Raw genomic sequence first — 16,461 nt, forward strand, 5'->3', positions numbered from 1 at the left:
TGTCCTTTTGTATCTAAAGCATTATTTTTGCGCTGCATCTAAAAAATAGTTGGTTACCATGAGAGCGAAGCTGATTTTACCTTTTCTGATTTTATATTTGTTCTGTCATTTGCTGTCGGTGCAAGGACACGAAGTTGACATTGTAAATGCCGGCAGTGATAAAAATGTAGCATCTTCTCAAGTGTATGAAGTAACTTCCGAAGGAGCCTGGTGTTGGTTTGCTGATCCGCGCGCGTTGCATTATGAGAATGAAAAAGGTACAATAAACAAGACATATATCGGCTATATTGATATACACGGCAATATTAAAGCGATGCAGTATGACTTTAAAAAGAAAAGACAGGACGAGGTACTGATTCGTTCTTATTTTCAGCCGGATGATCACAATAATCCGACGTTTCTGGTATTGCCGGATGAACGGATTATGATCTTTTATTCCCGTCACACGGATGAGCCTTGTTTCTACTATCGTATTTCCCGCATTCCCGGAGATATTACGACATTGGGAGAGGAAAAGGTGATTAAAACAAAGGACAATACCACCTATCCGTCTCCGTTTATCTTATCGGATGATCCGGAACATATCTATCTCTGTTGGCGGGGGATTGGCTGGCACCCTACTATCGCCAAGCTGTCGTTGCCCGATCAGAATGATCAGGTGGCGGTGGAATGGGGACCGTATCAGATAGTACAGTCTACCGGGGCCCGTCCTTATGCCAAGTATATGTCGAATGGGAAAGATAAAATTTATTTTGCTTATACGACCGGTCATCCGGATAATGAGAATCCTAATTTTTTGTACTTTAATTATATAGATGTTCACTCTTTGCAGTTGAAGGATGTTAAGGGGAATACTCTTTCGACTATTGCTGACGGTACTTTTAAAGTAAATAAGACGGGTGACTATGCGCGCCAGTATCCATTTACTCTGGTAGATAATCCATCCGCACGTGATTGGGTATGGCAGGTTGCTTCGGATGAGAATGATAATCCGGTCATTGCAATGGTACGAATCAGCAGTGATAAGAATTCCCATGATTACTATTATGCGAAGTGGAACGGACACGAATGGAAAAAGACATTCCTTGCCAACGCCGGCGGTCATTTTCACCAGACACCAAACTCGGAGAAATGTTACAGTGCCGGTATGACTATAGATCCGTCGAATACGAATCATGTTTATTGCTCGTTGCCTGTGGAAGGAAAGCAGGGGAAGGTTTACGAGATCGTGAAATTTATCTTGAACGAGGCCGGGGAGGTGGTCTCTACAGAAGCGGTTACGCAAGACTCGCAGCAGAATAATGTCCGTCCTTATATAATACCTGATTCAAAAAATACGCCTTTGCGGCTCACATGGATGTATGGCAATTATTACGATTGGATTGTCAGTTCACGGTATCCGCAAGGCTATTGTACAGGGATTGCCTGTGATTTTAAAGGTTTCCCGGGGGCGAAGAAGGAAAAGAATGTTGTAACGGAGAAGGATTTCAAGTTCAACCCGAAGAAGGCTTTTGTATTGGAACAAACGGTCACTCTGGATGCGGACAATTATCAAGGCTGCCTTTTACAATTGGGTGATCTTCAGTATTATCTGAATGGACAAACCATGAAACCGGAAGTTAGATATAGCGGAAAGGTATATCCTAGCACAAATATACTTGGAACATCTGATTGCTGGAAAACAGTTTCGCGCAATACAGGCGGTGAGTGGTACACTCCACAAAAGTATGGGAGTTTCAAGTTGAAGCTGGAGTATAAGAAGGGAGTATTATGTGTGTATATTAACGGATTGCTGGATCAAAAAATAGAAATACAATGAGAAGAAAAGTTTTAAGAGATTGTGTGATAGGAGTTCTTTTATTATTTGTTCTCCCGTTGGCAGAACTGTCAGGCGCTATTGCTCAGGAGAGTGTGTTTACTGTACAGCAGCCTGATTTTCAAAAGAGTCCTTATACGGGAATGACACGTCAACACTGGATACAGGCGGGAGAGTATCTGCTGAAAGGAGCATTCGGTTATATCCATACGTTGGATGATCAGATGTACTTTCCGAAGCAACTGGACAAAACATATCCCAATAATGACGGACAAGTTCCGGTTGCTAAGCTGGAGGGGCTGGCACGAACCTTATTTATTGCAGCACCCCTGTTGAAAGATAATCCGGAACTGGTAATGAATGGAATAAGAGTAGCAGATTACTATCGGCACCAATTAGTCGGTATCTCTAATCCGAAAAGTCCGAGTTTTATTTCTCATCGTAAAGGAGGACCTAGCCAGACGTTACTGGAGTTAGGTTCTTTGGCCATTTCAATGAAAGCGGCTCAGGCCGTTTTGTGGGACCCGCTGACAAAAGCGCAAAAGGATTCGCTTGCTGCAACCATGCTGAGCTACGGAGAAGGACCGACCATCGGCTCTAACTGGATGTTCTTTAATGTCTTTATTTTAAGTTTTCTGAAAGATCAGGGCTATGCAGTGAATGAGAGCTATCTGGAGTCGAATTTAAAGAAACTGCTGGCACGTTATCGGGGGGAAGGCTGGTACAATGATGCTCCGGCTTATGATTATTACAGTGCGTGGGCTTATCAGACATACGGCCCCATTTGGGCGGAAATGTTTGGAAAGAAGCAATTTCCTCATTTGGCACAGCAGTTCCTGGCAAACCAGCATGATATGGTAGCTAACTATCCATACATGTTTAGCCGGGACGGTAAAATGAATATGTGGGGACGAAGCATCTGCTATCGTTTCGCAGCGACTGCCCCATTGTCTCTGTGGGAATATGATAAAAGTGGCGATGTAAATTATGGCTGGATAAGGAGGATTGCATCTTCTACTTTGTTGCAATTTCTGGAAAATCCGAAATTTCTGGAAGAAGGGGTTCCAACGATGGGATTTTATGGTCCGTTTGCTCCTGCTGTGCAGATTTATAGTTGTCGGGGTAGTGTATACTGGTGCGGAAAAGCTTTTTTGAGTTTGCTGTTGCCGGAAAATTCAGACTTCTGGTCTGCCACCGAAAATAATGGTCCTTGGGATAAAGAACTGAAAAAAGAGAATGTCTATAATAATTTTCAGCCGGGAACCAACCTGTTGATTACGAATTACCCGAATAGCGGAGGCGCTGAGATGCGCTCATGGTGCCATGAAACTGTTGCAAAGGACTGGCAGAAGTTTCGTAGTACGGAGAATTATAACAAATTGGCTTACAACACGGAATTCCCGTGGATGGCGGATGGTAAGAACGGAGAAATATCCATGAATTACGGAACAAAGAATCAGAAAGGCGAGTGGGAAGTATTACGGCTTTATACGTTCCAGAGTTTTAAAGACGGTATCTATCGCCGTGATGCCGTACTTGAAACAGACAGTACAGTAAGATATCAACTGGCCGATATTCCGCTGCCGAATGGAATATTGAGAGTGGATAAAGTTTCGGTCTCCGAACCGACGGAAATCTGTTTGGGACATTATTCACTGCCTCGTTTGAATGGTGTATTTAAAGAAACATCCCGGAGGGTCGGCAAGCTGGATATTCCGGTTATTGATAACGGAGAGTATGAACTGGCTATGATACCATTGGCTGGATGGGATAAACTATATACATCGTATCCGAAAGGGCTGCACCCTGTCAGCGATGAGTGTGCTTTGATTATGGCTTCTGATAAATTGGCTGGCAGCAAGATTTATGTGACGCTTCAACTTTGGAAGAAGAATGAAGGTAAGAACGGCTTTACAAAGAAAGAGTTGAATCCGGTCCGGGCGATAGATATTTCGGAAGATAAGAAACAAGTGACAGTGCGTCTGGATACGAAAGAGATAAAAACGGTTCTATTTGAGTAATTTAGAAATATGAGAAGTGTGCAGTGGGAATATTTTCCCACTGTATTTTTTATGTATAATGGTGAGCCTTAAATGCCTATATGGTGAATTTTCCTTCAAAAAGTTCTACTTATCAGTATATCTGTATAGCTGGAACTGTCTAATCGTTGTTTATTAAATTTTTTATTCATAATTTTGATCGTATATGTAGTTGTCAATTATTATATTGTATTTAACGAACAAAATATGACCATATGAAAAACGCGCGAATCATTATCCTTTATTATAAGCTGAGTTTTTTGATTCTGTTTTTGCTTTTGAAGTCTGCTTTACTATTGGCGACAGAGGATGTCATCTACAACCTCAAATTTAAGCAACTTTCTGCACCATATTCCTTGCCGACAAATGAAGTACAAAAAGTGTATCAAGATAAAGATGGATTTATCTGGTTCGCTACTCGTAATGGACTTTGCCAGTATAATGGCTATGAGACCACTCTTTATAAATCCAATCTTTACTCTCCGGATTTATTGACTACCAATAGCATCACTTGTTTGGTTGATGATAATAATAATAATCTTTGGATTGGTACATCGGAAGGACTGAACGTGATGGATAAAAGAACCGGAGAAATAAAAAAGTATAAGGCACCATATCTTTCTAACAATGTAGTGTCTGCTCTGTGTGTGACTCGCGATAATACTGTTTGGGTGGGGACGGATAACGGTTTATGTCGTTATGTTGCAGAGAAAGATACTTTTGTAGTTTGTGGAGATGACTTTGGAGATAGTAGACTGCGGTATGTTACCATAAAATCATTATTAGAAGATTCAGATGGCGATCTCTGGATTGGAACCTGGGCACAAGGCTTATTTCGCTATTCTCCATCCACAGATAAAGTGGAAATATATCCGAAAATCAATGACCAATATTCTTCTCATGTAATTTATGAAGATAGTAATAAAGATATTTGGGTAGGGAGTTGGGGATATGGTCTTTTTAAATTGCAGAATCCTAAAGATATGCAACGTGTGTCTTATCAGCGTTTTCTGCATGAGAACGGTGATGATTCCAGTTTGTCTGATAATATAGTATATGATATAGCAGAAGATATCAATACTCACACCCTGTGGGTTGGTACACGTAGTGGGTTGAGTATCTTAAAACTTGATGAACCGGACGCATTTATTAATTATAAATCGGGAAAAACAGATTATCGTATTCCTTCTGACGAGGTTAACTCGATTATGCGTGATGCTCAGAGGAATATGTGGATAGGGGCTATTGGGGGAGGAGTTCTGATGGCTGATACACGTCAATCTACATTTGCTTTATATACACTTAACTTTGGAGATGAAGATATTCCGGTAACTTCCGTTCGTACCTTATTTGCTGATTCAGATCAAAACCTATGGATTGGAGTAGGAACTTATGGACTGGCCTGTAGAGAGTATGAAACAGGAAAGCTAAAGATGTATTCGCACATACCGGAATTTTCGGGGTTAAAAGATTTGCCATCCCTTTTCGCAGTTACCCAGCGTAAGAAGAGTGGTGAAATCTGGTTTGGTATGTATAATGGAGGAATCTACGTATATCGGAAAGGTGAAAAGGTAAAACACTTGACTACAAAGAATAGCGGTTTCCTTACTTCTGATTGTGTGTCGGCTTTATATGAAGATTATGAAGGGAATTGCTGGGTTGGCACGCGAGGAGGAATAGGGGTCAGATTGGCTGACGGTACAGACTATCGCTTTGAAACGATGAACTTTAATGATAGTTTGTCGGCAGGCTGGATATATGTAAGAGATATCATAAAGGATATGGATAACAGTGTCTGGCTGGCAACTTCTAATTTGGGTGTGATTCATATAACAGGGGATGTCCGTCAACCTTCCACATTGAAATATGAGAATTATAGTTTTCATAATCGTAAACTAATCACGAATACAGTCTTGTGTATACATCTTGATCGTTTTGGTCGATTGTGGGCAGGGACTGAGGGAGGAGGATTATACCTTTATAATCGTAACAAAGGAGAATTTGAGGAAAAGACGCGTGCATATAGTATTCCGGGAGACGTTATCGTTAGCATAGAAGAAGATAAAAGTGGTAATTTATGGCTGGGAACGATTTCCGGACTAGTGAAACTTTATGTAGCTGCTGTTGGGAATGATTTCTCGACCCGTATCTATACTTCTGCCGATGGGTTGCAGGATAATTTTATAGTCAATTCATCGTGTAGTCGAAATGGAGAATTGTTTTTTGGAGGACATAAGGGCTACAACAGTTTTTTTCCTGATAAAATGGAAATACCTTCTCAGGAAACCAATTTCCTGATAACAGATATTAAAATATTCAATCATTCTTTCAGTAAATTGCCGGTCGAACTGCAACAGAAGATTTCACCGGTAATGCCTACCTATACCAGTAAGGTTGAACTTCCTCATAAATACAATAATTTTAGTATTGAATTTGCCGCCCTTACCTATAAGAATCCCGAACTAAACAGATATGCTTACCGGCTACAGAACTTTGACAGGGATTGGCAGTATACAGATGCAGACCGCCGCTTTGCTTATTATAACAATCTGCCGAGCGGGACATATACTTTTCAGTTGAAAGCAACCAATGAGAACGGAGAATGGAGTGGCTATGTACGTGAATTGACAGTGGTAGTCCTTCCTCCGTTCTGGGCTACCTGGTGGGCATATCTGCTCTATGTGATAATAGTATCAGTTATAGGAGTTTCGATTTACCGTACAGCAAAGAATCGTATATTGCTTCGGAATGCCTTGCGTCTGCGTGAAATAGAAAAAGCAAAAGCAGAAGAACTGAATCATGCGAAATTGCAGTTTTTTACTAATATCACACATGAACTATTAACTCCGTTGACCATTATTTCGGCTACAGTTGATGAGCTGAAGACACAGGCGCCCAGCCATAATGATTTGTATACTGTAATGAATAGCAATATACAGCGATTAATACGTTTACTGCAACAGATTCTTGAATTTCGAAAAGCGGAAACAGGTAATCTGAAGTTACGGGTTTCGCCGGGAGATATTGCTGCCTTTGTGAAGAATGCGGCTGAGAGTTTCCAGCCTTTAGTAAAGAAACGTAAGATACACTTTTCATTTCTTTGTGATCCTGAATCAATGATAGGCTACTTTGACATGGATAAGTTGGATAAGATACTGTATAATTTGTTATCTAATGCAGCTAAATACAATAAAGAGGATGGATTTATTCAAGTCTCCTTATCTTATGATGAGACAGATAAGGATTTTGTCCTGTTGAAGATTAAAGATAACGGGAAAGGCATTTCAAAAGAGAAACAGAAAAATCTTTTTAAACGATTTTATGAAGGTGACTATCGTAAGTTCAATACTATTGGCACAGGAATTGGACTTTCGCTGACTAAAGATTTGGTAGAGTTACATGGAGGAACCATCTCGGTCGAAAGCGAAGTGGATCATGGTACCGAATTTATTGTACGGATTCCTATTGAGCGTTCTTATTATGATGAAGAGCAAATTGATGATGAGGCTATCTCTTTAATGCAAAATCCTGTAAATTACGAGGATACACAGGAGGATGCCGATGTAGAAACTCAGGAAGTGACTATAAAGGCTAACACTATATTATTAGTGGAAGATAATGGGGAATTACTACACCTGATGACAAAGTTATTGAGTCGTGAATACAATGTCTTTACGGCCCAGAATGGGAAAGAAGGCATTGCAGTATTAGAAAAAGAGGATGTTGATTTGATTGTGTCTGACGTAATGATGCCTGAGATGGATGGTATTGAGTTCTGCAAGTATGTGAAAGGGCATCTGGAGATGAGTCATATACCGATGATTCTGCTGACTGCCAAAAACAAGGAAGAGGACAGGGCGGAAGCTTATGAAATTGGTGCGGATGCGTTCATTAGCAAGCCCTTTAATCTGACAGTTCTTCATGCACGTATTCGTAATCTGCTGAAATATAAGGAACGAATGGCGCGTGACTTTAAAAATCAAATAGTTTTTGAGGTGAAAGACCTGAATTACACAAGTTTGGATGAAGACTTCATTCAACGTGCTATCCATTGTGTAAATAATCACTTGGAAGATCCTAATTTTGACCAGGCACAATTTGCAGATGAGATGCGTACAAGTAAATCTACGTTATATAAGAAATTGAAATCTTTGGCAGGTTTGAATACTTCTTCTTTTATTCGAAATGTTCGTTTGAAAGCAGCTTGTAGGATAATGGAGGAAAAAGGCACTAATGTTCGTGTTTCTGAACTTGCTTATGCAGTTGGTTTCAATGATCCTAAATACTTTAGTTCTTGTTTCAAAAAAGAATTTGATATGTTACCGTCTGAATATATTGAGCGGTTTATTCAAAATGTATAGGCATAGATAGGGGTAACCTATTTGCCAATATTATTTTGATATGCATATTTGTAAAATAGTGCATTGTAGGGTGTAACAAACCATATTCTGAGGATAGCAGAGTGAGCTATAGTTAAGTTTAGTATGGCAATAAGCTATACTCTTCGGATATTTAATCAGTTTTCTTTGTAGTATTAATATTTTTTGCCCCATTAGCTAATTCGTTCCACTATAGTTATCTTTTCGTTCTACTATAGTGGTGCGTAAAGGGAACTATAGTGCATCTTGCGTACCACTATAGTGGCACGAACTAATATGACTAACAAAAAACTTAATTGTTCGTAGCTAAGGACTTAAGAATGTGAGCGATAACCTGCAAGGAATGAACTGATTTCATTAATGGTTTACCATATAACAAATTATTGTTTTATTGATGTTATATTATATGTGGTTTTATTTTACAGATCAGATTATCCTTATTCCTTGGTCGAATTATAGTTTAAAAAGGAAGAATATCTATAATTCGACCTCAGATAACTCATATTGGACCTCATCTGGAGTGACTTAACTTACATTTGCACTTATTAATTGGTCGTTGAAATCATAAATCAATTAATGAACGGTTAATTTTTTATTTACTAATATCTTAAATATTTTTGCTATGAGAAATTGCATTTTCTATTCTTTAGTGCTAGCACTTCTCTTTTTAATAGGAAGTTGTAAAGATAGCGATGACAACAAAAGCACTGGGGCGACTTATAATCCAAATCAGCCCGTTACAGTGGAGAGCTTTATGCCGGTAGGTGGAAAGCTACGGGAAAAGGTTATCGTTAAAGGTTCTAACTTTGGTACAGACAAGTCGAAGGTAAAGGTTTATTTTGTGGATGGAACTGCCGAACGTCAATCTACAGTCATTAATGTGGACGATGAGACAATTTATTGTCTTGCACCTCGGCAGCTTCCGGGTGGTAATCACATAAAAGTGGTAGTGGAAGATAAAGAGGTGACAACTGATGCTACTTTTGAGTATGAGCAGGCACAGAATGTTTCTACTATTGCCGGGTCACAGAATGTGCGAAAATCTGAGGACGGAACATTAGCAGAGGCCTCATTCGAGTATACTTGGGGAATTGGTGCTGTAGGGAATAATACAGTGCTTGTTTTTCAACGGGATAATCCGCGTGTTCGTTTAGTATCTGTAGATGACAATAAGGTGACTACTATTCATCCGGGATTTAAAGCAGGTAAGCCTGCTGTAACTAAGGACCGGCAAAAGGTCTATGCTGCCGGATGGGAAGGTGGGCACACTATATATATGTATACCAAAGGAACGGGCTGGGCTCCTACCCGCATCGGACAACTTGGAACGCAATATGCTGGCAGAGTACTTAGTGTTGCTCTGGATACATCCGAAGAGTGGCTTTATTTTGTGGATGCTAACAAAAAATTTGCTCGTTTCAATGTAACAACTCAGGAAATTGAAGATATCGCTACATTAGACATTTCGGGAAGCCTGCATAGCAATGGCGTTTACCTTGTTTATCATCCTCTTTATGACTGTTTCTTTATGTCGAATCAGTTGACTTATTCAGTTTATAGACTAGAGAAAGACGGAACGTGTGAAGTCTTTGCAGGATCATCTACACAAGCGCGGGTACAAGATGGTTACAGAGAAGAAGCTTATTTTGCGCAGCCTAACGGAATGGCAATAGATGAAGACGGAAATTTCTTCATAGTAGAAGGTTTTAAAGCATATGTTTTAAGAAAAATTAGCGTTGAAGATGGTTATGTTTCCACAGTGGCTGGAATGGTCGATGTGGCTAGTCAGATAGATGGTACTCCCTTGGAAGCTACATTCAACTATCCTTATGATATTTGTTACGATGGCGAAGGCGGCTTCTGGATAGCCGAAGGCTGGGGACAAGCAGTTAGAAAATATGCAGTAGAATAATAACTAAGAAAAACATATTTATGAAACGAAGTATTTTATTACTATTTGGGATATTTATGTCAATCGGGATGTTTGCACAGGATAAGATAGATGTGGCAGGCCTCGTTTTTGACGAACAGGGAACGGAACTTATTGGCGTGTCTGTTCAGGTGAAAGGTAGTCAAGGCATGGGAGTCGTTACAGATATTGATGGTCGGTTTAAACTGACAGGTATCCCTGCGGGAAGTAAACTTGTATTTTCGTATATAGGATATATGCCGCAGGAAGTTAGGTATGTATCAACAAAACTAAAAGAACGAATCACTCTCAAAGAACAGGTTAATGAGTTTGATGAGGTTGTGATTACCGGGCGTACCGCTCAACGTAAAATTTCGGTAGTAGGGGCTATCACAAATGTAGATCCTGCAGGAATTCAATCTCCTGCTGTTTCGGTTAGTAACATGTTGGGAGGTCGTGTTCCAGGTATCATTGCTGTGACACGAAGTGGCGAACCGGGTAATAGCTTTTCAGAGTTTTGGATTCGTGGTATCAGCACGTTTGGAGCTAGTCAGAGTGCATTAGTATTGATAGACGGGATTGAAGGAAATATTAATGATCTTGATCCTGCTGATATTGAAAGTTTTAGTATTTTGAAGGATGCTTCAGCCACAGCTGTTTATGGAACTCGAGGGGCAAATGGTGTGGTAGTGGTCACTACTAAACGTGGAAAAGCAGGTAAATTGCATGTTAATTTCAAAACGAATGCTACCTATTCATATTCACCTCGTATGCCGGAGTATGCTGATGGATACGATTATGCAAGATTAGCAAATGAAGCCCGTGTAGTTCGTGGTGATGATCCGATTTATACAGATACCGAACTTGAATTGTTTAGAACCGGCCTTGATCCGGATTTGTATCCGAATGTAGATTGGCGCGATGTTATTTTGAAAGATCATGTAATTAATAACCAGCATCATCTGAGTATCTCTGGCGGTGGACAAAATGCTCGTTATTATATGAGTTTGGGAATTTTGAATCAGGAAGCTATTTTTAAACAAGATAAATCGGCATCCAAGCATGATGTCAATGTGAATTATCACAAATATAATTTCCGTGCTAATATTGATGCTAATTTGACGAAGACAACTGTATTGAGCATGAATTTGGAAGCGGTTGTTAAGACGCAAAATGCTCCGGGAACAGCTTCAAGTACCAAAGTGTTATGGGAGTCACAAGCGAATCTTCCTCCGGTAGTTGTTCCTGTACGTTACTCTAACGGGCAGTTGCCAGCGTATGGAAGCACTGCCACAGATAAATCACCGTATGTACGTTTGAACTATTTAGGTTATACTACAACAGAGACGTATTCGTCCAAAGTGAATGTGGGATTGAATCAAGATTTGAGCCTAATAACAAAAGGATTATCAGTTCGTGGATTGTTTTCTTTTAAAATAAACGGTCAACATGTTGTTGATAGGCACATGAACCCAGAACAATATTATGCAGACCCTAAGGACGGACGAAATTTAGATGGAAGCTTAAAGACAAAACGTACTGTAGATAAGGAAGATATGACAGCATCACAGTTCTCCAAATCAAATAGAGAGTTGTATTTCGAAGCAGCTGCTGACTATAGTCGAGTGTTTAATGTAGATCATCGTGTTAGTGGTTTGGTACATTTCTATCGGCAGGAACTAAAAGATGTTGATTGGGGAAATGGTGTATTAGTGAGTATACCAAAACGTTATCAGGCCGTTTCTTCTCGTTTAACCTATTCATATAAGGATACTTATTTTGTAGAAGGAAATTTGGGATATACCGGTTCGGAAAATTTCAATAAAGAACGTCGTTACGGTTGGTTCCCTTCAGTTTCTGGTGGTTGGGTACCTACACAGTATAAGTGGTATCAGGATTTGTTGCCATTTAATAATTTTTTAAAGTTTCGCGCTTCATGGGGAAAAGTCGGTAATGACCGTTTGAAAGACGGTAATGGCAACGATATTCGCTTCCCTTATTTGACAACGGTGGGATCTACTTCCAGTACTTGGGGGAGTGGACTTGCAGAAAGTCAGATTGGCTCATTGTATTTACAATGGGAAACCAGCACAAAAACTAACTTTGGTATTGATGCCCGTTTCTTTAATGACAAAATTGACTTAACAGTCGATTTCTTCCGTACAAAAACAGATAATATATTTCAAAGACGTGCTAATATTCCTGACGAAAGTGGATTGAGTAATGTACTGCCTTATGTTAACATCGGTGCGATGAAGTCTTGGGGTATAGATGGTACATTGGCTTATACGCATACATTTAATAAAGATATGTCTCTTACAGCGCGTGGTAACTTTACACATGCCAAAAACAAGGTACTTTATTGGGAGCAAAGTGGTGTGAATTATCCATATCAGGCATACGCTGGGGTTCCATATGGGGTGCAGAGAGGATTGATCGCTTTGGGGTTGTTTGCTGATGAAGATGATATAAAGAGTAGCCCCAAACAGACCTTCATGGACAATGTGATGCCCGGTGATATCAAATATAAAGATATCAATGGCGATGGTAAAATCGATGATGATGATAGAGTTCCTTTGAGTTATTCGAATGTTCCACGTATTCAGTATGGCTTTGCTTTAGACTGGAATTATAAGGCATTCCGCGTTAGTATATTATTTGAAGGGGTTAGTAAGGTTCAATATTTTCAAGGTGGTATAGGCTATTATCCATTTGCAAATGAGTCAAGGGGAAATTTATTGGCAATGACTGTTAATCAGAAAAATCGTTGGACACCGGCTTCTTATTCAGGCGATCCGTCAACGGAGAATCCCAATGCAAAATTTCCCAGACTGACTTATGGAGAAAATAAAAATAATAATCGGGCATCTACTTTTTGGTTGGCGGACGGACGTTATCTTCGTTTGAAAAACGTGGATATTTCTTATCGATTTACTAATAACTGGCTGAAAACTCGTGTTGGAGTAGAAGGTGCTACTATCAGTTTTATAGGCGAGAATCTTCATGTCTGGGATAAAGTGAAGCTGTTTGACCCAACACAAGCTTCCAGTAATGGAGCAGCATATCCATTGCAACGTATGTATACGTTACAGTTAAATCTAACTTTTTAAAAAGATAATAGTATGAAAAAGATAAATAAACTCATTAGAATATGGTTACTGGTATGTGCCAGTACGTTAACTATCGGCTTCCAGTCGTGTGGGGATTATTTGGATGTTGATGACTATATTGACCAAATGACTTCACTGGACTCCGTGTTTTCCCGCAAAAGTTTGCTGGAACAATATATTAATGGAGCGGCGCAATATCTTCCCAATGAGGGCAATCTGTGGACAGAATCACCTACTCCTTTCCAAGGAGCATCTGATGAGAATTTCACTTCTTGGAATGATGACCGTCATGCAGCAATCAAATTTTTACTTGATGAGATTACCCCTTATTCCACTTATTATAATAACTATCCAAGGTATTATCAAGGGATCCGCATGGCATTGACATCTCTGCAAAGAATGCATGAAGTTCCTGATGTAACGGATATCGAACGTCGTGAATTAATGGGACGCTGTTATTTCCTGGTAGGTTACTATTATTATCAATTGTTGTTACAGTACGGACCCGTTCCCATTGTGCCCGAGATTCCCTTTAATGTAGAAACACCAGTAGAGGAAATGTCTTTGGAACGTGGCACATACGATGAATGTATTGATGAAATAAAAAAATATATGCTACTTGCTGCTCAATATCTCCCTTTAGAGTCTGAAAGTTCAATAACTGCAACTATGCCTACCCGTTGGGCAGCTATTGCTACATTGTCTCGGGTTACGTTGTATGCTGCTAGTCCGTGGTATAATGGTAATGGATTCTATTCTGACTGGACACGGAAAAGTGATGGCGCTCATTTTATATCACAAGAGAAAGATGTTACAAAATGGGGAGTGGCAGCTGCCTATGCTAAGTATATCATTAATTCAAATAAATATAGCTTGTATTGGACACCTAAGGAACCAGATAGCCGTAACTTACCTGAGGGTGTGACCTCTGATCCGGATTATTATGAACCTTATCCTGAGGGGGCGGCAGGAATTGACCATTATCGTTCGTTGACTTATCCGTTTAATGGTGAACTTCCTGTTATGATTAACCCTGAGTTTATTTATGCTTGTGCTCCGAGAACAACAGGCGATTCTCCTTTATGGATTTCATCACCTTATTTGTTGGGGGGGGGTAATGGCTTGAATCTAGTCCAAGATTTGGTGGACGCATTCAATATGGTAGACGGACAGGATATCAATCATTCCAGTATTGATTATCCTTATCCAGATAATGACCACAATTATCTGGAAATAGGTGGAAGCAATCAGACATTCTCCGGTTATACACTATTGGCAAAGACTGCTCGTATGTATAATAATCGTGAACCTCGTTTTTATGCAACTGTGGGTTACTGCCATTCTTTTTGGGCAGGAACATCTTCTACAGATAATAATTTCCGTAATAAAGAGGTGACTTACTATTCTGATGGATATGCTGCTGCCAGTCCGGATCATCCTGAAGATTATAACCGTTCGGGGTATACATGTATCAAATATAATCATCCTGAAGATAATATGAAAGCGACAGGTGCAGTTCGTGCTAAATATTTTCCTATTTTTCGTTATGCGGAAGTTTTGTTGAATTATGTTGAGGCTATCAACGAAATGGAAGCTCCTTACACGATGGAAATAGTCAATGGGGATCAAGTAACAGTAGAGCGCAGTACTTCGGAAATTGTGAAGTACTTCAATTTGGTTCGTCATCGCGCCGGACTACCGGGTATCACTGAAGCAGATGCAAGAGATCGTGATGAAGTCAGAGACTTGATTAAACGTGAGCGTCGGGTGGAGTTTGCTTGCGAAGGACATCGCTATCACGATCTTCGTCGTTGGGGAAATGATGCTATGACAGCATATAATCGTCCGATTACAGGCATGAATGTAAAAGCTAGAAGTAACGATCGAAAGTCTTTTTATACGGTAACACAATTGAATGATAAGTTGACTCGCCGTACATTCTCTTATAAGAACTATTTCTATCCGATACCAAAATCAGTATTAGATAAGAATAAGAATCTGGTGCAAAATCCCGAATGGAACTAAAACTTTAAATTAGTAGAATATTATGAAACTAAATAAAATAATTTATCTAATAGGTGTGATAGCTATGATGCTAACATCTTGTGACGAAGAAAATCCTCTTGAAAATGAGCAATACATTAAACAAGTATATATAGTAGGGGCTTATGACATAGTACAAAAATTTGATGTACCTTATGGAGACGAACCACAAAATACATACATTGCTGTTGCTACGGGCGGTAGTTTGAATATCGATCAGGATGTTGATGTAACTTTAACGCACAATGATATTACCATTGACTGGTACAACAATAAGTATATGATTGACGCTCCGGTAAAATATAGAAAATTGGAGAATGAGTTTTGTGTATTCTCGTCAATGACTACTACTATTGAGGCTGGGCAAGTATATGGTCGTTTACCTTTCTCTATAAAATCTTCAGGGTTGCATTGTGACTCGTTGTATGCATTGACGTTCAAGATTGAATCTGTATCTACCTTTACAAAACATCCTAAGGATACTGTGCTTATCATGAACCTTAATTTTGTAAATGAATTCTCGGGTAATTATCAGTTGACAGCAACGAAATATACCATAGATGGTAATGGAGATGAAGTAATGCCGACCTCTATGAATATGACACGTGTTGTTAAGGCTGTTGATAAAGACCGGGTTCGCTTTATCAATGAAGCTATCTCCGAACCTGTAACTACGCTTAGTCGTGAGGCGTATTTTGAGGCTATTAATAATAATTCTGTAGTGTTCGCAAGGCAATCTGATGGAACTTTCAATGTATCCAGTTGGAAGAATCTTCCGGTTTCTAACGGGACCGTTAGTTTTGAGGATGGCACATTTACATTTTGTTACGATTACGAGTCTGGTGGAAAGAGGTATCGCCTAAGGGGTACAATGACGAAGTAATCGATAGGTATTTTTTATATAGGTAGTAAATGCAGGGGATGAGATGATTGAACTTGTCTCCTGCGTTTGATTATATGACTTCTTATATGTTACTATTCGGTATAAAATCGTGCAAAGATGCTTTTTATTGAGTCATTTTAATGAATATGATCTAAAGTTTGACCTAATTGCACGATTTCTAGTCCTTTATTTTTTATTGAAGTCTTATTTTTGCTGATGTAAATATGAATCATTTTATTTATTAGGGATAAATAGTTCAATAGGTTTGGATATACCAAAGAA

General features: G+C 39.4%; 7 protein-coding genes. All 7 read left to right on the plus strand.

Features of this window, described 5'->3' with window-relative positions; all coding sequences use genetic code 11:
• Nucleotides 1-58: 58 nt before the first annotated feature.
• The 7 genes from ACHLI0_RS16095 (at nucleotide 59) to ACHLI0_RS16125 (ending at nucleotide 16,179) form a co-directional block, all read left to right on the plus strand.
• Nucleotides 59-1,819 carry a BNR repeat-containing protein gene (locus ACHLI0_RS16095; RefSeq protein WP_490749667.1) on the plus strand — a complete coding sequence of 587 codons (1,761 nt, stop codon included), beginning with the start codon at nucleotides 59-61 and terminating at the stop codon, nucleotides 1,817-1,819.
• Nucleotides 1,816-3,837, plus strand: a complete 2,022-nt coding sequence (locus ACHLI0_RS16100; protein WP_490749668.1) for an exo-beta-galactosidase/exo-beta-(1,6)-glucuronidase — start codon at nucleotides 1,816-1,818, stop codon at nucleotides 3,835-3,837. Before ACHLI0_RS16095 ends, ACHLI0_RS16100 begins: the two co-directional genes overlap by 4 nt.
• 233 nt (nucleotides 3,838-4,070) lie before the next feature.
• The gene (locus ACHLI0_RS16105; RefSeq protein ID WP_490749669.1) at nucleotides 4,071-8,216 is read left to right on the plus strand and encodes a hybrid sensor histidine kinase/response regulator transcription factor; all 4,146 of its coding nucleotides are present in this window, start codon (nucleotides 4,071-4,073) and stop codon (nucleotides 8,214-8,216) included.
• A 640-nt stretch (nucleotides 8,217-8,856) separates the two neighbouring features.
• Nucleotides 8,857-10,146, plus strand: coding sequence for an IPT/TIG domain-containing protein (locus ACHLI0_RS16110; protein WP_490749670.1), 1,290 nt, complete (start codon nucleotides 8,857-8,859; stop codon nucleotides 10,144-10,146).
• A 20-nt stretch (nucleotides 10,147-10,166) separates the two neighbouring features.
• Entirely contained in the window at nucleotides 10,167-13,253 is a 3,087-nt protein-coding gene (locus ACHLI0_RS16115; RefSeq protein WP_490749671.1) for a SusC/RagA family TonB-linked outer membrane protein, read from the plus strand.
• A gap of 12 nt (nucleotides 13,254-13,265) precedes the next feature.
• A complete protein-coding gene (locus tag ACHLI0_RS16120; RefSeq protein WP_490749672.1) occupies nucleotides 13,266-15,278 on the plus strand; it encodes a RagB/SusD family nutrient uptake outer membrane protein in 2,013 nt (670 codons plus the stop codon).
• A gap of 64 nt (nucleotides 15,279-15,342) precedes the next feature.
• On the plus strand, nucleotides 15,343-16,179 hold the full coding sequence (locus tag ACHLI0_RS16125; RefSeq protein ID WP_490749673.1) for a BT_3044 domain-containing protein: 837 nt from the start codon (nucleotides 15,343-15,345) through the stop codon (nucleotides 16,177-16,179).
• Nucleotides 16,180-16,461 lie beyond the last annotated feature (282 nt).

The sequence above is a fragment of the Bacteroides sp. RCH18 genome (genome assembly GCF_058231005.1).

What these genes read in the sequence shown, in the direction of transcription:
- ACHLI0_RS16100 (WP_490749668.1), top strand. Translation starts at nt 1,816, where the DNA reads ATGAGAAGAAAAGTTTTAAGAGATTGTGTGATAGGAGTTCTTTTATTA.
- ACHLI0_RS16120 (WP_490749672.1), top strand. Translation starts at nt 13,266, where the DNA reads ATGAAAAAGATAAATAAACTCATTAGAATATGGTTACTGGTATGTGCC.
- ACHLI0_RS16095 (WP_490749667.1), top strand. Translation starts at nt 59, where the DNA reads ATGAGAGCGAAGCTGATTTTACCTTTTCTGATTTTATATTTGTTCTGT.
- ACHLI0_RS16110 (WP_490749670.1), top strand. Translation starts at nt 8,857, where the DNA reads ATGAGAAATTGCATTTTCTATTCTTTAGTGCTAGCACTTCTCTTTTTA.
- ACHLI0_RS16105 (WP_490749669.1), top strand. Translation starts at nt 4,071, where the DNA reads ATGAAAAACGCGCGAATCATTATCCTTTATTATAAGCTGAGTTTTTTG.
- ACHLI0_RS16115 (WP_490749671.1), top strand. Translation starts at nt 10,167, where the DNA reads ATGAAACGAAGTATTTTATTACTATTTGGGATATTTATGTCAATCGGG.
- ACHLI0_RS16125 (WP_490749673.1), top strand. Translation starts at nt 15,343, where the DNA reads ATGATGCTAACATCTTGTGACGAAGAAAATCCTCTTGAAAATGAGCAA.